The following is a 20085-nucleotide window of genomic DNA, read 5'->3' as shown; positions in this document are numbered from 1 at the left end:
AAGTGCACCACCCTAGGAGTTGTTAAACTCTCGCAATTTTGCGAGGCTCACCTAGGATGATCTGTATGGAAACCATAGCCAAGATAAGGCGCCTTTATCACAAAGAGTCGCTTTCAATTCGTGCCATCGCATTAAAACTCAACATCAATCGTAGAACGGTTAAAAAGCACATCGAACAAACGCAGATTCCTGTTTACCAGAAACCTGCTAAGCGCTATCCGATGCTAGGAGACTTTTTAACTCAACTCGACCAACGCCTGTTAGAAGCACAAACACAACCTAAGAATAAACGCATGACTGCGTGTCGTCATTATGAATGGCTTCAATCTTGTGGTTACCTAGGTAGCTACAGCGCTGTATCGGCTTATATACGGCAATTTGCTGATCAAAGTAATGCGTCATCCGTCACCTTCATCCCTCAGCATTTCCCGATAGGTGATGCTTATCAGTTTGACTGGAGTACGGAAGCCGTCAAGATTGCTGGCGTCGTGCATAAAGCTCAAGTTGCACACTTCCGCTTGTGTCACAGCAGAGCCTTCTTTGTGCGCGCTTACCCCAATCAAAGAATGGAAATGCTCATCGACGCCCATAATCACGCATTTACTTACTTTGGTGGCGTCACGAAGCGCGGCATTTACGACAACATGAAGACGGCTGTTAAAAGCATCGGTGTTGGCAAGGAGCGTGAATTTAATGCACAGTTTTTAGCGCTCATGAATCACTACATGATTGAACCCGTAGCCTGTACACCTGCATCCGGCTGGGAGAAAGGTCAAATTGAGCGGCAAGTGCGCACCTTGCGAAAGCAAGTATTTGAGCCAATGTTAGCCTTTGCCACATGGCAAGAGTTTAATACGTTTTTATTGCAACAATGCCAAGACCGTATTCTCTCAGCATCGCATCCAGAAGATAAGACGGTAACGGTTGCAATACGCTTTGTACAAGAGCAACGCGTACTCGTTCCATGTACGCAATATCAGGGCTACCGTGTTGAATGGGTGCGGGTTAACTCGCTGTCACTGGTCAGCTTTGATGCACATAGATACAGTGTGCCTTGCAATTACACTCTGCGTAACGTGGAGCTACATATTAGCGCAACCGAAATAAAAGTGATTGCTGAAGGGCGTGAAGTGGCTAAACATCCTCGCAGCTTTGATAAACAACAAACGACTTATAATCCTTGGCATTATCTCTCAGCACTTGAGCGCAAACCAGGGGCGTTACGTAATGGCGAGCCATTCTTACACTAGCCTTTGCCGCAACCCGTTAAAACACTGCAAAGTCACTTGCTCAAACAACCCAAGGGTGATCGTGCCATGGTGAAGCTACTTAGTTTGATTGCTGATTATGGCGAGGAAATAGGCGTCAAAGCAGCTGCCATTGCATTAGAGAATGAAATGCCGACGGTTGAAGCCGTGCTCAACATTATTCATCGCCTTACCGAACCGGTGATTCCCACAATCATCAGCTACGATGTACCGCTGCGCATACCACCACAAGCGCAGCTATCCCGTTATGACAGCTTACTTAGCTTAGGAGCGCAGTATGCAGCGGCATGAGTGTATTGCTTTGCTGGCAGAGTTGAAGCTAGGCGCCATGGCAGAAGCTTGGGATGAAATCGTGACTGATGGGATTGCACGCAAACGATCAACACCAGACATTATTGGCCGATTATTACAAACAGAGTTAACGGATCGTCAGCGTCGCAGTGTGCAATATCGCATTACGCAAGCCAAGTTCCCACAACATAAATCACTCACGACATTTAAGTTTGAACAGTCTCCTGTGCATCAACCCAGTATTGAGTTGCTGCTTGATGGTGACTATATCAAACAAAAGCGCAATATCATCTTTGTGGGTGGTCCAGGGACAGGTAAAACCCACTTAGCCAGTGCAATTGGGGTGGATGCAGCAACTAAGGGTGCTAGAGTGCGTTTCTACAACGTGCTGGATTTAGTCAATCAGTTAGAGTTAGACAAAGATCAGCAAAAACATAAACTAGCGCAACAACTCGCAAAATATGATTTGGTGATTTTAGATGAGCTGGGCTATTTACCCTTCAGCCAAAAAGGTGGTGCCTTGCTGTTTCATCTCATCAGTCAATTGCATGAGCAGACCAGTATCATCATCACGACTAATTTGGCGTTCTCGGAATGGGGTAAGTTATTTGCAGATGAAAAAATGACTTCAGCATTACTCGATAGACTTGTGCATCACTGCGATATTGTTGAAACAGGAAATGACTCTTATCGCTTTAAAAATAGGTCTTAAACTGGTGCACTTTTGCACGCAAACTGTGGTGCGCTTCTAAACAAGCATTGACAAATAATGAAGGCATATCAGATATGCAGCAGAATTTAAGGCTGAAGCACTCAGACAATTCACTGAATGTGGACATGGGTAGTTTAAGCATCCAAGCGTTTAGGTGCAGCCAACCCTAAGGGAACATAAGAACAAGTAAACCACAAGCATTAAGTAGCGGTTTTTAGTTTTTGGCTTCTCGTAGAGAAATATGATTTGTATCCTTACCTAGTGAGTTATGTCATAACAGGTGACTCGTTTTATTTAGTAATTTAATATTGAATTCATCAAAAAAATTATTGAATTTAATCTGACTGTCAATTTTTATTACACTTCCAAAGTCATCTTCCGTCAGAATATTCGGTGCAACTTTAATCCAGCTAAAACCTGCCTTTTCGCATATGAAGAAGTATAATCTTTCTATAGAATGCGCTGTTGTGCCGTCTTTTTGCCCATCCTCCCTAGGAAAGTCCTGCAAGGAAAGACTGCAATTCAATAAGGGCAGTAAGGCAGCAGAACGTGCCCAAAACATTGAGCCAGATGGGAAATCTATTGGCGCTTTTCGTGATATATCAAACCCCATCCGACCTGCTAACTTCTTTGCTATCTTGAAATTACGGTCCCATCCGATATCAAGCTTGAGAGCTTTAAAGTGCTGCGGCGCGATTATTCCAAGATTACTATTTAATTGAAATGCTTCAAAGATACTAGATACAGTTTTTTGGGAACCTAATAAAGTGTCTAATATGTAATCTCGCCACCCAGTATGTATTGAGGAGTAAGGGGAGTTTTTTGAGTGAATATGTAAAATATACTCATACGCAGAGTATATATCACGACATGCAATGAGTTTGGGGGCAATGTCTCGGCCTTGATTCACTGCAAGCCTCACTTCTACTTTACCTCTTTGCCAACCTGAAAAAGATTTCTCAATATATGCTTTTTTATCCTCTGTATCAGTTGTGATGTATATATCAAAGTTGAAAGGTATATTTGATAAATAAACTTTATAGTCTTCACACATTTGATGGTAAAACAAATGGCATATAACTGCTAAGGAAGGATTATTTTGTGGTGATTCGACTTGGTAAGAAAACGGCACTAGCATGGCATACTCAATCTTACGTGCAAAAGTGTAATCATCTATTAAAGATAGCTTACGCAGCAATCTATAGGTGAGTTGAATTAACTTTCGAATCACCAAGCTCAAACGGGGAGCTTTTGCAATTAACTTTCTAAGTACAGTTATCAATCTCCAAGAAGTACTACTATATATTGTTTCAATTTGAGCGTTTCGCTCGTTCAATGAGGTGTTAAGATTTGCAACACGATTTCTTAAATAGGTCGTTTCTTCTGACAACTGCCAGATATCTTTAAGATATCGCTTATGAGATAGTTTGAATAAGTGATCTATTTCTGGAGAAAAGGATGAGAGGTCTCTAAATTTACTTTCAAAACAAGAAGCTATTGCTTTTGAAATAAAGCTTTTAATCTTAAAGTGAAAATTTGTTGTCTGAATTAAATTAGTTTCGTAATCATGATTTTTTATTAGATCCAATACATCCTGACGATTTTCAATCAAAGCCGAAAGGTTTTTATAGCAATTGCTATTTGATTTAGCTTCCCTTAAGACTTCAATTTTTAAAAGTTCTGATGCGATACAAAACTGAGGTATTCCATAAGATATTGCAAGAATATTTCCATGTAGGCTACTACCAATAAAAGCCTTAGCCCCACCTATTATTGCGACTTTATCTATTAATGAAATTGAAGAGTGGCTCAGTCTATTTTTAATGTAAACGAATCCGCCTATTGCATGAAGCTTTTCTAGCAAGTTATCGTCGCCTAAACACTTGCCTATTTCCAGCAATACCACTCGTAAATTAGTTGCTTTTTCAAGGTCTAATAAATACTGCGCCGTTTCAACAGGATCTGGACAGTAGTTAGCATGTGATTGGAAACATATATAGTTTCCACCTTGTATTTCAAATTGCAATAGCAGCTTCTGAGAAACTACTTGAGCCTGTTTATAATTAAAGTAGTTAGGGAGAGAGAAAACCAGATCCGGGATTACTTCTGTATATGCATCTTTAGGCAATATGCTTTTAATTTTTTCTAGTGATTGTTTATCTCTAGAAGATGCTTGAATTACTCTTAAAAAAGTGTTTTTTAGAAAGACCTGAAAGTCTGGCTGAATATCAAATGGAACACCTGGACTGAGCAAAACTATCCGCCTTTTGATATCTTCGCTCAATGAGAATAGATTTGAAAATGTTAAATCCAATTCTCTTTTGTTGTAGATTGGGTACAAACTAGTATCATCATCTCGAACAATATCGCCACCGCCAATAAAGATTAAGTCAAACGGTGACTCTTGATCAATTACCATGAATTTATTAAGTGGGTAACTTTCAATTTGATCTGTATAAAATAGTGACTCAGAACTACCAACAGGACTAAAGCATTTTATATCGATCTCAATGGAAAGCTTCTTCGCTATATCATAAACTATCAAATTAAAAACGTAAGGAAATAACAGGTCGCCCAGATTATCCAAATCAAAAGTACCAATTTGGGCAATACGAATCATATTAAAGCACTCAACAAGATAAATTTACTTTTCAATGGATTACCACATCGTACTTTTAGAACCTGGAGCATGAAAAATTACATTCAAGCTTCTTCTTGGATTTCCTGTAACTTTCGTTACTTTAGTCACTTCATGCCAAGAATTATTGGAGCGAACTAAAATAGATGCGTTACCAACTTTAGGTGAAATTTTTTTAATGGAGTCCTCTGGATTTTTAGTGCTTAAAATACTAAGACAACCACCTTCCTCATCCCAATGTGCATTAAAATAAAGAATCATTGTAAGAACCTTTTCTTTAAGGTCTAGATGTGGTCCAAGATATGCTCCATTTCCATATTCGATTACATTAACCTCAAGGAGTAAGTCTTTTGTATCAATTTCAGTAAAGCTGCCCAATAACTCCCTAAAGTTATCTGAAAGTAGTTCATTTGCAAGATGCTTCCAAGCAAAGCTTAAATTATTTTCATTAGAGATATTCTTACTTCCCATATGAATCAGAGACCTAGCATTATACAAATACCCTTTCTCGCCATCATAACCGCTCACTTCTTTATAATTATCCTTCGGAAATTGATCGGCTAAATTTTTAGCATCTTCTTGTGTGAATATGTTTTCAAGAAACGCCCACTTGTATGGATATTCGTTCAATTTACTGTTAATAAAGGTTTCTATATTTATCATTCGATTTACATTTTCTGTAGGTAGAAACAGGATAGTAGTTTACTTAAGCTTAGGCAAATTGAAGGCATTAGAGATTCATTACATTCAACTTTGGAAATAAGTAAACTTTAGCTGGTAGAGGTGCAGTTTTCCATTTTTTCACTTCGAACACAAGTGCGTCAGTAACTACATCGTAATAAACTGTATCCTCAATTAAAGGCGCAGCGATTTGAATAAACACAGAATAATGCCCTTCTTGAAGTGGAAGTTTAAATTCAAATTCCAAAAGGTATTTCCCACCTGTTGTGGTTTCCAAATATGGCTGATTGGCGCTGGTAAAACTACATCCAGTGATACTGTTTTTCTTATTATCGAGAATGTTTAAAACAACTGATATCTTTTTATTTGCGCTAGATTCAAGATATACATTGAATTTAATATTTTGATTAAACTCAACTGTGTTAATACTTTGATTCTCTTCATTTAATAACTCAATATTTTTTATTTTTACTGCGCCTGTACCATACCGAAAAACTTCCACTCGATGCTCAAATTCGTTTGATCTATCAAACGCTCTTTCACTAATAATTGATAGCTCTTCAGATATGGGATTTGTTTGGCGTAAATTTTGTTTTTCTCGCATCATTTTAATGTATTTTTCTACAACGACATTTGGCGGTCCTACTTCTATTAACCGACCATTTTCTAAGTAAATAACACGATTACATAGATTTCTTATTGTTCCCATATCGTGGGTAACCAATATAATTGAGGTCCCTTTTTTCTGCATCTCCTTTATTGCGCTCATACATTTAGCTGTGAAATTTATATCACCAATAGCTAAAGCCTCATCAATAATCATTAAGTCTGGAGTTGTCATCAAATTAACTGCAAATGCCAATCTGATGATCATGCCGCTAGAGTAAGTTTTTACTGGGTAATTAATGAATTCACCAATATCGGCAAAAGAGACAATTCTGTGATAACACTCATCAATCTCAGCTTTTGTAAGGCCAAGAAGTGCCGCATTCAAATATACATTCTCACGCCCTGTAAATTCAAAATTAAATCCAGATCCCAATTCTAGTAATGCAGCGATTTTTCCATTGATTATAATTTTCCCTGACGACGGGTTTGATATTCCACAAATAAGCTGGAGCAGTGTAGATTTACCAGCCCCATTGGGACCGATTACTCCAATTGTTTCACCGCGCATTATCTCAAATGACACGTCTCTCAGAGCCTGAAATTCCTCATAATATTTTTTGCGACCAAATGATAGTTTTTGTTTTAAACGATCAATTGGCTTATTGTATAGCCGATAACATTTATAGAGATTTTCAGCTTTCACAAGCATATTAGAGAACATCTGCAAACCCTCGCCTTACCCTTTGGAAGCATACAAAAGCAAGCCAAGCGAAAATAATCGCTATGAGTAAATGAATGAAGTAGCTTTGCCAGTCAGGTTGTTTACCCCAAATCATCGCATCACGTACTTGTTCAATTACTGGAGTCAGCGGATTTGCTTTCAAAATAAATTGATACTCATATGGTAGAGAGGAAACTGGATAAAAGACTGGAGAGATATACATTAAACCCGTTATAAAAATACTAACAATTTGAGTAATATCTCGCAAATATACTCCTAATGCAGACATAAACCAGCTAAGACCAATTATTAAAAAAAGTAACGGTAAAACGATTAAAGGTAAAAGCAATATTGTTATTGGCGGGATGCCGAAGTAAATACAATAAAATAATATCCATACAGCGAAACTCATTAGTGCTGAGAACATTGCTGAACCAAGAGACACCAAGGAAAGAATCTCCAATGGGAACAATATTTTTTTGACATAGTTCACATTATTAATAATTAAGCTAGGTGCTCGGGTAATACATTCAGCAAACAAATTAAAAACTAATAAGCCAGAAAATAGTATTAATGCAAACTCTATTTTAGATTCTGACAACCCTGTCCAGCGTGCTTTGAATACAACACTAAAAACAAAGGTATAAATTATTAACATTACAAAAGGATTAAAGACTGACCACAATAATCCAAAAATGGATCCCTGATAACGTCCAAGAATATCGCGCTTAATCAGTGCAAAAATTAACTCGTGATTACGCCAAACACTGGCGAACATTACACGTAGAGAGACTTGGAAACTTTGCAATTTGATCGACCCTATAGCTTTTTAAATATAGTAGCTACAAATAAACCAAGATTGCCACATAAGGTTTGACGATATACTCCAGATCTATATACGCCGAATAAACGGACTAAAAGATTGCCATCTCTTGCGTGAGAAAGTACTTGAAGTATTTTCAAATTTTCTTCATTTAGTAAAAAGCTTACTTCATTTAATGATTTTATATTTACAGCATTCCAACTGCGGAATCGACCTTTAAATAACAATACGATTCTTTGAAGCTTTTGGTGCAAGCCGTTATTTGATCCGACCAAATTATTGCTATGTTGGCGATATCTGACTTCTGATACTGGATCATAAAAGACAACTCCACCAGCCCCAGTGATAAGCTGATACGCCCACCAATCATGACTAACTGCTAGTACGAATTCACCTGCATTTTTTAATAATGACCTAGCTGCATCATTCATTACCATGGTATTGCCACCTGCAATATTTTGCACCAATGCATTAGCGAAAGATGGAGGTTTTTTAAACAAAGGTGATTGCCCAATACTCTTATCAATATCGCTAACAATTTCTGTACGTGAACAGTATAAGGCAGGCAATTCCTTGGGTATTGGTTTAAGCCAATCAACTGCACGTTTAAGCTTATTGGTCTGCCATATGTCATCCTGGTCAGCAAATGCATAAAAGTCTGCTTTAATATCCGCATGACAGATTAATGATAAAAAATTTTGGCAAAACCCTTTTTGTGGGCCTTTATTGATTGAAATTTTGGATTTACCTATACGCTGCTCTAAGGCGAGCAACTTTTTAAAAGTATCATCTTTCGACTCATCATCTGAAATCCAAATTTTCCAATTCTGATAACTTTGACTCTCGATTGAATGTATTTGCTCTTCCAGAAATTTTTGACCATTAAAAGTAGCCATGAGTATTGCAACAGTATCTGTGTGCAATATCTCGCTCTTTTTTGTCCAATTAATAACTAACTTGTCAGGACTTAAGTGTTTGTTTAATTTACTCAACTAGAATATCTAACGTTAAGACTTCATAATTATATTCATGCACCTTGACCTGGATTTCAGTATTGTTTCTGCAAAACCAACATTATTGGAGTGTAAAGATCTAGAATCTCGACACTCACATTATATTCGATAATTATAAAAGAACCCTGCGAATAGCGCATGAGTAAATCATAGAGAATTAAAGTTGTAATTAACATAAAAGACAACGTGATATTATGTTAAAAAATTGGGGAGCAATATGACAGAAAAAATGGTAGTTGATATGCAAGAGTTAGTGAGATTTATCCTTGCGGGCGTTATGTCTACCATCGGCAATATGATTGCTGTCTGGATTGCTCTTTTCTTTATATCATTTCAATTAGCATTGTTCGTGGGAATAGCTACTGGATTTACGTTATCATTTAGCCTCTCAAAGTTTTTTACCTTCCAAAAACGATCTTGGGATAAAGCAGGGCAGGAGGCTACGATTTTTATTATCGTTTATGCCGTGGGTTTACTATTAAATTTTACTGCAGCTAACATTGTTTTACATTTCACTTCCCAATATGACATACCCCTAAAAATAGCGGAAATGGGCAGTGCAATGACTGGGTCTGCAATCATGTTTTTCACTAGTTATTTTGGTCATAGATTTTTTACTTATAAGACTTATCTACGCCTTAACGATAGCTATAAGTAATCATTCCCGATAGACTTTTAATTCGTTCAGCCCTCCCCCTTTTTGATCGAATGAAATAATGTCAATTTTCATTGCATCCGCGTGGGGCATAGCGGATTCAGAAAAATAAAGTTCCGTCCACTCTGGAAATCGATTCAGTTGCATCTCGAAAGAGTTCACAACCAGCCCCTTAAGCATCAGTCTTATGACCACTTTCTTACTCGACCTATCCCCAAGCATACCGTTACGGGTATTTAAAATTGCAATTTTTTTAATCGACGTAGCGGATATAGAAGCAAACTTTACATTGACTGTACCGCCGACTCCATCGGGTGCAAGCCAGTAATCTTGACAAGACTCGAATACACTTCCATCATCCAAGGATGAGGGATCAAAACCAGGCATAGATTCTTTCGCAGTTATTGATTGGAAGTGAACAAGTTTAGTTTCGATTAATGCAGCGCGTGATTTTATTACATATACCCTTGGACAGCTATCTGGAGATTTGACTGATGAAACCATTTGATAATCTTGCTCAATTAATTTTTGCAGTTCTGGAAAAGCCTGAATGCCTTCTGTTTTTGGATCAACAAAATGAAAGCTTCCAGGCGCAACAGTATCAATAACAAAAGCTGGTTGGGTCTTTTTCATATCTTGCAGGAATCGGCTGCGAAAGTAACCACGAAGGGCTGTGTTGTAGAGTTGATTTTCGTTGGTCGCCTCGCGTGTTGCTGAACGTATTGCCGAATCTACATAACACTCTGAGCGCCACCCCCAACAAATAATCCGATCTGATTCTAACGGGAGTAGCCACGATAAAGACCTAGGAGAGGTTAATGCTTTCCCCTGCAAAAAAAGATAGTTTTTCCATTTGGGGTCGGCTTCATTGCTTGAAATAATAAGCATCCCAAAAAAAGTTCCTAGAAATACTACTACTGCAAACCTTGCGAAGGACAATGAGAATTTTTTTTTATTGCACTCGATAAAAGCTGCAAATGCTGCGCAACACGCACCGCCTGTAATTGCGATTGCAGGAATACTGAGAAGAAGATAATGTGTGAAAGGACGCCCTGGCAACGAAATAGCAAAGTATGAAGTGGGTAGAAGAATTGCCGACAGATTAAACATTCGAAGTGTAGAAGCGTCAGTCTTTATCTGATTAACATACTTATTCGATAAATAAGCTCCCACACTAATCAATCCAATTACCCCATACGCATAAACAATCAACCAAAAATTTGAAGTCGTTCTTACCAACAACGGAACTTTGTCAGCCCATTCTTCACCCTGTATGCGTAAGCTCTGCTGGAAAAAATAACTTTTCATGAAATCATCCAACCCTCCCGCAATAGTCAAGGGAACGAGGAAAAGTAATGCTGGTACACAAGCAGCAATGGCTATGATTACGACATGTGTAATACGCTTAACAGTTGTTGAAGCCAATAAGAAAGTACTGACAAGTACGCAGCCACCACACGCAATGGCTATCGGCGTCGCCTGAAGCTTTCCAAATGGTATACACCCCAAAAAAAGAGCGGCTATAATTAAGGGAAAAAAACTGCTAGAGCGAAGCGAAAGTGAATAGAAGTATAGGCTAACAGAAATCAAGAATACTGGTAAAAGTTCACTTGTGTAGTGTATGAAGTCGAAGTTGTTCGTAGCTATGAAATAGGTATATATTGGAATGATGGATATTAGTGCTAACCTGCTATTGCCTAAAGAGCAAATTGTACCGTAAAGACTAGTGAGAGCCAGCCCTAACAATACAACTCCAGTTAGTCGAGTAGAGAAAAGGGTTATGTCACCGCTAAAAATATAGGGCCAAGTTAAGACCATTGAATCAAGAGGGCCAGCCGTCAGAGTGTCCGCAAAATTCCAGTTTAACCACCCATAATGTGATTGCATCGCGTTGGCGGCCATCAACGCTTCGTCTGGATTAATGACTTGATCAAACTCTAGAATAGTCCATCTGCTTATGAGTAAACATAGAAAACCTAACATCAGCAGAATGATCGAAGGTTTCCTCTGGCATGCAAATGAAGTATCGATAGATACCAACCATAAGATGAGTGATGATATAAGAAAAAATGTTATGGTCATGACTAAATTCAATTTATTTTTCCTGTATGGCGTTGTTCAAAGTTCGAACTATGGTAAAGCGCTACTCGGCAGTGCATGACTCCTTTGGTCTGGACTTCACCTATGCTGCTAGACAATCTCAAGAACCATTGGCTCATTAACCAGTAGGATCTATGATCCAAACAGTGACCACTAGAGCATATGAAGTTACTTGAAAGAAAATTTCTTATGACCTATGTAACTTGTAAAGGCAGGTACAATCACTCCAACAGCATGAGCAATCTCACGAACAAAAAAAATAATACCCAATTTAGGTAGAAGATAATAAGCCAATGCGATACTGATTAACCAAGTCTGCGCCACAGCAATTATGTTCACTAATATAAAGAAAATGATCGAACGACGAAGAGTTTGCTGACTTTGTTTAAAAACAAAGAGCTTGGCAAGTACAAATGCTGTAATCATCCCAGTAATATAAGCAATTACAATTGAGGTGGAAAAGCTAAATCTCGTACTGTAAAGAATTCTTGATCCAAAATTAACTAAAGCGGCAGTACCCCCCGTCAACAAAAAAACAAGAAATTGCCGTGACCTAAATTGATTTATCATACACTACATCCCTAGCCATTTTTCTACCGAAATCAATGCTTTCGGAGATACCTCTGTCTTCTGGGTAATAGTATGAGGTATCAGCCACCCATAAACCATTAACTGGCATAGCAACTAGGGGTAGCTTATCCAAATAGCCAGGATCGCAAATAGGCTGTGCATAACGGTAACGGCTAGCGCGTAAGTCAATAAAATCATCATCAACCAGCGTAGGATTAATTTTTTTTAAGTAACGCCGAACTTTATCGAGAAAGGCTTGATCAGGTTCATTAAATTTAGGATGCTCTCCCGGCATGTAAAAAGGCACATAAACGATATGCTGATCAAGCGGCCGCAAGTTAGTGTATTCGACCAAGCCTGGGATGTCCATTTCAGGATCATTGGTATTCAACCAGAAATTCTCTGTCAGTGCCTTACGTAGCTTCACTATCACACAGACGACAGCGATATTATTTATCGACCGGTAACAATCTAATATATGGTTCGGCAGATCAGGAATAAGCCTCGGAACATAGGGCAAAGGAATAGTACTGATCACTTTATCGAAAGCTTCAATCTGCCCAGCAACCACCAAACCATGTACCTTTCCATCCTCTATAAGCACCTTACTAACTGGTGATTTAAGGCGAATCTCACCGCCATGCGCTTCAATTTCAGCTCGCATTGCTTGAAGCAGTGTATCTGAGCCTCCTTCAAGATAGCCTAACTTTTCGCGAAAAAGGCTGTAGCGAGACCTGCCTATTCGCCGAATCCGGCTCCAAATCCAAGCTGCCGACAGATTATTGGTATAATCGTAGAACTTGTAGTCAAACAACCGACGCCACAAGACCTCATACGCCTCATTGCCTACCCAACGTTTAATCCAACCAGTGGCCTCGGCATTGTCCAGTGGCTTCCAGTCGTTGCGTTTGGTGCAGAGGAAAGCGTGAAGCCCGTAGCGGAACTTGGCAACAAGGCTTAACCCTTTAAATTTGAGAAGCGCTATGGGATTACCCCACGGCTGCAATCTCCCTTGATACCAGTAGCCCATTTTCGTCTCTACCCAGCGCATCTTGTCGGCTAAGGCCAATTCGTCCAACATCGTCAAAAAAGCATGGTCGGAGATGCAATGAAAGTGGTAGTAACGCTCGAGAGTCAAACCTGAGAAATCAAACGTAGCTGTCATCCCCCCCACCCTGTCATCAGCTTCGAAGACGATCGGTTTGTGTCCGTCACGTGCTAATTGATAGGCTACAGCTAACCCCATCGGTCCTGCGCCTAGTACCGCAATACGTTGACTTTCCATACTTAAAACTCCAAGACCACTTTACTATAAAGTGGATCGTTAAAGGTTTCATCGATTGCCTTAGCAAAAGGCGTGTAAGACACGCCAAAAATAGCGGGCCAGTCAATCACTTCAAATTCATCTTTGGTACTTAATGCGGCAAGCTGCTGGGTGGTGAACGGTGGATTTTTATCGAAAAGCCCCCAGATCCAAATCAATAAATAAAATAACCCGTATGGAGTCTTGATGATTAGTACCCTTGCATCGGTCGCACGCTTGATCTCGCGAATGATGTCAATATAATCAATCTTCTCGTGGCCAGAAATATTGTAAATGCCATCATCGACTTTATGTTCAATACAACTGATGATAATGTTGCAAAAGTCCCCAACATAAAGAGGCTGACGCATATAGCAGCCATGACCAGGTATAGGAAAAACCGGTACCTTCTTCATGAAGCGTGAGAGCCAGCCGAGGTGCTTGCGATCAAACCAGCCAAACATTAATGTTGGGCGTAATATTGGGCAATGAATACCACTATCCAATAGCATATTCTCTTGAATCTTCTTGGTTTGAGTGTAATAGTCATTGGCCGCAGATTTCACTACAGAGGAACTGATATGTACAAGATGGGGAACCTTGTTGATTTTGATAGCTTCGAGGACAAGCCGCGTGGAGTCTACGTTATTACGAACAAACTCTTGATAATCATTACCGCCAATCTGAGCTTGTAGCATCACTACTACTTTAGCACCTTCAAAATGCCGCTGCCAGTCACCGGGTTCGGCAAGATCGGCATACTCTAAGATGATATCAGGCTGAACCTGCTTCAGAAGTGCCAAATTTGAACGGTGCTTGTCAAGTACTACAATATCTTTGTATCCCTTGGCTTTAAGACATGCAACAAGGTTTTGACCGACCAGGCCAGCCCCACCGGGAAGGATTATTTTACATTCATTCATTGTCGACTCCAAATTACGGTAAGCAGTAAATCTTAATTTTTCTTATCTCAGCGGTTCTCCATATTCCAACAATCAAAATATTAATAGCGCTTTATTTCTCTAGCACGAGAATATCTCATTAAATAGTTCGTTTGGTTATGACCTTTTGAAGAATCATAAAATGGAGGGAAATTCGAGGTGACTTAAACTAAAATAAAAAGATACAAATTAAAAAATACAAAATCAATCTGTCTGAAAATTTTCGTCTTGCCTGTGTGACATATAACAACAGTTTAAGCTGCGTAGTAATTGTTCTATTCATCAGTAATGAATAGATTTTCTTGACTTGAGCATCATTAGAAATGAAAGCACATACTTGGCATACCTTGACAATTTCAGACCTATACCAACCTTTCCTCAACTTTTCCAATCTTGATAATTTTGCTTTTAATCCACTATTAGCGCCAATTACGTTACTTTGATGCTGACGATATTGTACTGAAGGCCTATAGTCGATCACCCATTTATGTCCATTTGCCCTACAAATTGCATAAGTTAGCCAATCATGTAAATCTACTTCTGACGCTCGACTATAATTATCTTCTAATTGCTCACGAACTTTACCAACTAACCATGGGGTCATTAAAAAAGTACATCCGGGGCCGGAAGACTCAAACAAAAAATCCCATGTTCTTTGTGGTTGAGACTTAACAATTAACTTTAAATCTCCATCTGGCCAAAAAGCCATGACGCTTGAAGACACGCCGTCTGCTTGTTGCTCCTGAGCAATCATTACATGGCGAATCAGTTTGTCAGATTCCCAAATGTCATCTTGATCAGAAAAAGCAATATAATCAAATCCTGTAATATCAACATCTTTAATCAATCGATAAAAATTTCTACCTGCACTGCCGAACTTAACTTTGTTAGTAAGTATCTTTACCCTAGGATTATTTTCAGATAATCCTCTTAGATACTCATAGCTACCATCTTGAGAAAAATCATCAGAAACATATATACAAACTACAGCTCCAGTTTGATTTAATATACTATTAATTTGTGCTGGAAGCCATGACATACCATTGTAACTCGCCATTAGAATAGCTATTTTTGGCAAGTTCATATATGACTTAATTTGTTTTCGTCTGTGTATAGCTCTAACTCAACTTTTGGTTGCAATCCATTATTGATATTTATTAACAGATTGATAACAACCATAGCAATTAGCACTATGGTCATGCCTACTGGATTAGTCAAAAATGGATTTGTTAAACTTACCAGGTATACCATCATTACAGAGAGAATAAATGGCATTGCAAGAGCTAAGTTGCACTCATTTAATTTTCTGGCTTGCATGCAAATATAGCATAAGGGGGTCAGCCAAAAAAATATGCCCAATAACCCTTGCTTGTATAATATATTAACGTATGTAATCTCAATTTGACTCCTCCCAAGAACATCCGCACCAAAACCTTTTCCGAGCAAAACACCTTTAAGATCAAATAGACTCAAGAACATTGATAGATCGTGAATTCTAATTGCATTTGAGTCGTGAGCACTAGGAAGTATGTTTGAAATAATGATTACACCAAGAACACCTAAAATAATTAATGCGAGTGCTGATAATACAGCGTAGATTTTATTTGTAATATTGAAATAAGAATACCCTGCCAAAACAATAAATACTGATAACCACAATCCTCGCGTCATAGTAGATGCTATTGTTAGAAGAAAAATAGTCATATAACTCAATCTAACAAAATTATTTTTTTCATTCATGGAAAAAAAAACTCCAGTGCCAACGCAAACAACTGCTTTAAAAAAAAATGTCGTATCTCCTCTAAAGATGAATTCCCGTTGAGGGTCATGTTGCGGATTAAACCATGCTACCACCTGTTCCGTACTAACAAAGTCGGTTTTCCATACCACTATTATTAATAAAAACAATATGGAAAGTAACAAAGCAGCCGCTTTGATCAATTTGATAACTAACTTAATCTGGTTGATATCACGAATAGCAACCGTAAAAAAAAGTAGACTAAAAAAATATGCCATTGGCTTTAAATCACTGACAATAGCATGTAATGGTATTTCATTACCTATTGCAACAAGAAGTGATAAAGCAGTCAGACCAGTAAAACTCATGATCATCATCAAAAATTCATACCGGGGCTTTATTTTAAACTTAGCGTAACCATATAAAAAATAAGAAATGCCGCATAAAAATAAATACATTCTAGGGCTAAACCAACCGATATCAATCAACCGACCACCGCCCCCAAAGCTTGCCTCAAAAACAATCAGTGTTAAAAGAAAGGTCCCTATAGAGTAGTATGTTGTGAGATTAACACTAAAAACTCTAAATAATTTATGCACGTTCATTCATCCGTCCAAGCACCCCCGCTAAACCATCACTAAGACCCAATTTCATTTTTTTGAAATGCTCAGATCGATTTTCAGGAATTAATGAATAAAAGATAAAAGACCGCAACATCCGCCAAAAAATAATAAATCTCCAGTTTAAAGGTATATAACTTTTTCTTATTAAATGAATAGCATTTCTAACTAAATAATAATGCCTTAAAGGCGAATGCATTGGAAACCGCCATCCTAACAACACCAATGGATTATCACCTAGTGAATGCTCCATAATTACGCCACTATCACCATATAGCTTATAACCCTTACTCAAGGCTCTTAAACACCACTCTGTATCCACATAATCAATAAACAACCCCTCTTCCATTAACCCAATATTTTGGATTGCATCAAGTGTTAACAAAGTGCCTGAAGTAATTAAAAAATGGGTTTGAGTAACTTCGATTTTTTGATCTATTTCAATTTTCTTTAGACTCATTTTTCCAAACTGGATAAACGGCGCAAATTTATTCAAACGAGAGTTAAAGTAAGCTGGGCCTATTGCTGCAACTTTAGTATCACCACTATTTAACTTTTCTAAAGAATTCAAAAGAGTTGAAACCATATTTTTAGGCACTAGACTATCTTGATCTAACATCAAAAAATATGAGCAACCCTTTTCAATAAGAATTTTTAATCCAATATTCAAAGCTTTTGCAATTCCAAGATTCTGACTATTCTCAATAATCTCAAATTTCTTTTTATCTATCGACATTGCTAAAATATCAGTGATTATTGTAATTGGAGCCTCACCATTATTAACAACCAGCAAAAAGTCCAAATCATTTAGTGCAGCCTGCACTACACTTAAAAACTGTTCTTTATCAGGGTAATAAGCAACAATTACACCGCCAATCATATGTCTTCTACTCTCAAAATTATTGAAACCCATCACTTATAGGCAATCAATATAATCTCTTCGCCAGATAATAGCGAAAAACGATGCGTCACATTGAGAAAAAATCTAACTAAGTGAGCAAAATATCGAGTATATGTGCTATGTTGTTCTTGAATAGCCCCCTCCTTAGACAACTTATAACTCATAAGCCAAATATTAATGGCACTATAATTTCCTGTAGTTATTATAATTTTTTTAAAACCAGCCTGTTGTGCCGCATACAGAATTGATTTAGGGCAAAAAATTTGCAAATGTCTTGGCGGCTCCAATCCTCGCCAATTTATCTTGAATTTTTCATGTAATCTAGAGGAGGCATTTGGTGTAACGGCTACAAAGCATCCATTAGGTTTCAATACTCTCAAGCCCTCTTGCATTAACCCAATCGGATCTGGCACATGCTCCATAACATGGCTGGAAAATATTGCATCAAAAGTATTTGATGTAAAATTTTGCGCGAAAATATTACCTTGGTGTACTTTTAAACCTTTACTTGATGCGTTCTCAACTGCTTTAGAATCAAAATCTAGGCCCTCTGCCTGCCAGCCCCAATCCTTAAATAATTTGAGTGTATCTCCATTGCCGCTACCTAATTCCAGCAACTTACCTTTTGGCATATCTTTAAAATATATAAATGGGTAATCCATATGCTCTTTTATAAAACCAAAGAAGCTAAGTGCTTTCCCTAAAATGCGGTGTAATAATGTAGTTTGATCAATCAGATACCCATATTCGTATGCTCTATACCCGGAAATTATTTTTGAAATAATTGAATGCTTAGAGGGTACATTATCGACATGTGTGTAATAGCTTTCGTACGCTTGATATATATCTTCATTAATTGGCATTGGGTCAAGCCAGATTAACCCACACTGCTGACTCTTGCAACGCTTTAAATTCCACTCCCCTTCAACCCCGAATAACCTATCCTGAAGTGACGTATATAAGTAAATTCCATCCGACCCGCAACACATGCAATTAGGCTTAGGTTGAGTACGTATTTTATTTTGCATAATTTAAACTAACTAAAAAAACCTTTAAGATACATGAAGGCATCATCGCGATGTAGTCTACGCAATGCCAGTAAGCCATATAAAAACATGATTACCATCGCTAATATTGAGCGAAAGATTATATCTTCAATATAAATAGATGATATAAGTGGAATTACAGATAGACTTGTCAAAACCAGAGGCGCTTTCATTGAGTGTTTATTTGCTACATTTAGTTTTCCTGCAAAATATGCTAAGCCCAATGTATCAACACTTACTCTGAAAAACCATGCCATGGCTGCGCCTTCAATGCCAAACTGCTTAATTGCTAACCACAAAAAAATCCAATACGGAATTGACTCCGCTAAATGCAATTTTGCAGTCCAATCAGCTCGGCCTGCACCTTGTATTTTTGCGTAGATAATTTGGGCGACACTATTAACCAAAACGCCAGCCGCTAGCCAACACACTAAATGTGATCCTTTAACCGCGAACTCTTTACTTAACCAAAACGCTAACCATTCATTTGAGAAGAGTGCCGCTAACAAAACTGCTGGGTAACTTAGAATGAGAACATAGCTGATGCCTTGATTAAGCATTTTTGCTGCTGTCAATGGGTTGGTTCTCCACTCCTGAGCAAACAAAGGAAATAACACTCCAGAAAAAGCTGCTGGAATTACCCACAATTTAGTAATCACCTCATAGGGCGCTACATAGTATGCTACTGCTGTAGTACCAAGCATGGCTGCAATTACAAAACGATCCAAATAAATCATTAAAGGACCAATAATATTGCTAATCGTCATCCAGCCCCCAAAAGTAAATAATTGTTTTAACCATTTACAATTATAGCTTGCTGATTCATTACTTAATAAGCTCGTACTGTTTACAGCATACAAATGCATTATCCAGCCAACAAATCTCACCAAAACTAATGCATAGGCAGCATATATGAGAGAATTGCTATAAAGTGACGAAAAGTATGGCCCTAAAAATGTACCAATTCCCAAAAGCATCCGAATCAAACTGGCTTGCTTAAATAACTGTAAAGCATCCATCACGCCCCTTAAAGCAGATGTGTGGACAACAAACGGGATTGATATCGCTAAAATAGAAAATGTATGAATAGTTTCCTGTTCAATTCCAGGTGAAACTGAAAGTACGTTGTGAGCGAGCCAAGAGGATATTAGCCACAGAATAAATCCTCCTATTGCACCCAGTAACCACATTATCCGAAATGCCGTATGTATCATTTCTACGATTTCATAATCATTAGTATTTTTTGATATTTTTTCTGAAACCATTTGAGTCAAAGCCCGCGACAACCCCATATCAAAAAGACTGAAATATCCAACTAAAGACCATGCAATTGTAAGAATGCCAAAACGTTCTGTACCGTATGCTTTAATAATTAACGGAAACACCATTACTCCGACAAGAAGTGGAAGTAGACTACCTATAAAATTCCAAATTATGTTTTTCTTTATCACATGC

16 protein-coding genes and 1 pseudogene are annotated in these 20085 nt (G+C 38.1%); 3 read left to right on the top strand and 14 right to left on the bottom strand.

Annotated elements, in window-relative coordinates:
- Positions 1 to 56 precede the first annotated feature (56 nt).
- Positions 57 to 1559 (top strand): annotated as a pseudogene (istA, locus tag M301_RS06370) (IS21 family transposase).
- Positions 1546 to 2271 carry an IS21-like element helper ATPase IstB gene (gene istB / locus M301_RS06365; protein ID WP_013146724.1) on the top strand — a complete coding sequence of 242 codons (726 nt, stop codon included), beginning with the start codon at positions 1546 to 1548 and terminating at the stop codon, positions 2269 to 2271. Before istA ends, istB begins: the two are co-directional and overlap by 14 nt.
- Positions 2272 to 2542: 271 nt before the next feature.
- Here istB and M301_RS06360 read toward each other — a convergent pair whose 3' ends face one another.
- From M301_RS06360 to M301_RS06340, 5 genes are all read right to left on the bottom strand, one after another.
- Positions 2543 to 4891: a rhamnan synthesis F family protein gene (locus M301_RS06360; RefSeq protein WP_013147947.1), complete on the bottom strand. Its 2349-nt coding sequence runs from the start codon at positions 4889 to 4891 to the stop codon at positions 2543 to 2545.
- Positions 4892 to 4930: 39 nt separating this feature from the next.
- The gene (locus M301_RS06355; protein WP_013147946.1) at positions 4931 to 5572 is read right to left on the bottom strand and encodes a 2OG-Fe(II) oxygenase family protein; all 642 of its coding nucleotides are present in this window, start codon (positions 5570 to 5572) and stop codon (positions 4931 to 4933) included.
- Between the two features lie 67 nt (positions 5573 to 5639).
- A complete protein-coding gene (locus M301_RS06350; RefSeq protein WP_013147945.1) occupies positions 5640 to 6920 on the bottom strand; it encodes an ABC transporter ATP-binding protein in 1281 nt (426 codons plus the stop codon).
- A complete protein-coding gene (locus M301_RS06345) occupies positions 6910 to 7728 on the bottom strand; it encodes an ABC transporter permease (protein ID WP_013147944.1) in 819 nt (272 codons plus the stop codon). The genes M301_RS06350 and M301_RS06345 overlap by 11 nt, the downstream gene beginning before the upstream one ends.
- Positions 7729 to 7739: 11 nt before the next feature.
- Positions 7740 to 8735: a glycosyltransferase family 2 protein gene (locus M301_RS06340; protein ID WP_238524675.1), complete on the bottom strand. Its 996-nt coding sequence runs from the start codon at positions 8733 to 8735 to the stop codon at positions 7740 to 7742.
- Between the two features lie 238 nt (positions 8736 to 8973).
- On the opposite strand from M301_RS06340, the gene M301_RS06335 reads away from it, so the two are divergent.
- A complete protein-coding gene (locus tag M301_RS06335; protein WP_013147942.1) occupies positions 8974 to 9414 on the top strand; it encodes a GtrA family protein in 441 nt (146 codons plus the stop codon).
- Here the strand turns inward: M301_RS06335 and M301_RS06330 are convergent, their stop codons facing one another.
- The 9 genes from M301_RS06330 to M301_RS06290 all read right to left on the bottom strand — a co-directional run bounded on the left by M301_RS06330 (position 9415) and on the right by M301_RS06290 (position 20081).
- Positions 9415 to 11493 carry a hypothetical protein gene (locus M301_RS06330; RefSeq protein WP_148218583.1) on the bottom strand — a complete coding sequence of 693 codons (2079 nt, stop codon included), beginning with the start codon at positions 11491 to 11493 and terminating at the stop codon, positions 9415 to 9417.
- Positions 11494 to 11679: 186 nt separating this feature from the next.
- Positions 11680 to 12081, bottom strand: coding sequence for a GtrA family protein (locus tag M301_RS06325; RefSeq protein ID WP_013147940.1), 402 nt, complete (start codon positions 12079 to 12081; stop codon positions 11680 to 11682).
- Positions 12065 to 13366, bottom strand: coding sequence for an NAD(P)/FAD-dependent oxidoreductase (locus M301_RS06320; RefSeq protein ID WP_013147939.1), 1302 nt, complete (start codon positions 13364 to 13366; stop codon positions 12065 to 12067). Before M301_RS06320 ends, M301_RS06325 begins: the two co-directional genes overlap by 17 nt.
- Before the next feature lie 2 nt (positions 13367 to 13368).
- Positions 13369 to 14307 (bottom strand): NAD-dependent epimerase/dehydratase family protein, encoded by a 939-nt coding sequence (locus M301_RS06315; protein WP_013147938.1) that lies wholly within the window; start codon positions 14305 to 14307, stop codon positions 13369 to 13371.
- 187 nt (positions 14308 to 14494) lie between these two features.
- On the bottom strand, positions 14495 to 15409 hold the full coding sequence (locus tag M301_RS06310) for a glycosyltransferase (protein WP_013147937.1): 915 nt from the start codon (positions 15407 to 15409) through the stop codon (positions 14495 to 14497).
- Positions 15406 to 16668 carry a hypothetical protein gene (locus tag M301_RS06305; RefSeq protein WP_013147936.1) on the bottom strand — a complete coding sequence of 421 codons (1263 nt, stop codon included), beginning with the start codon at positions 16666 to 16668 and terminating at the stop codon, positions 15406 to 15408. The genes M301_RS06310 and M301_RS06305 overlap by 4 nt, the downstream gene beginning before the upstream one ends.
- On the bottom strand, positions 16655 to 17563 hold the full coding sequence (locus M301_RS06300; RefSeq protein WP_013147935.1) for a glycosyltransferase family 2 protein: 909 nt from the start codon (positions 17561 to 17563) through the stop codon (positions 16655 to 16657). The genes M301_RS06305 and M301_RS06300 overlap by 14 nt, the downstream gene beginning before the upstream one ends.
- Positions 17564 to 17595: 32 nt before the next feature.
- Positions 17596 to 18447: a class I SAM-dependent methyltransferase gene (locus M301_RS06295; RefSeq protein WP_190274935.1), complete on the bottom strand. Its 852-nt coding sequence runs from the start codon at positions 18445 to 18447 to the stop codon at positions 17596 to 17598.
- Between the two features lie 173 nt (positions 18448 to 18620).
- On the bottom strand, positions 18621 to 20081 hold the full coding sequence (locus tag M301_RS06290; protein WP_013147933.1) for a flippase: 1461 nt from the start codon (positions 20079 to 20081) through the stop codon (positions 18621 to 18623).
- Positions 20082 to 20085: the final 4 nt, after the last annotated feature.

Source organism: Methylotenera versatilis 301, from assembly GCF_000093025.1.
Classification (GTDB): domain Bacteria; phylum Pseudomonadota; class Gammaproteobacteria; order Burkholderiales; family Methylophilaceae; genus Methylotenera; species Methylotenera versatilis.
Note: the sequence above shows the minus strand (reverse complement) of the source record. Positions and strands in the feature narration are given on the sequence as shown.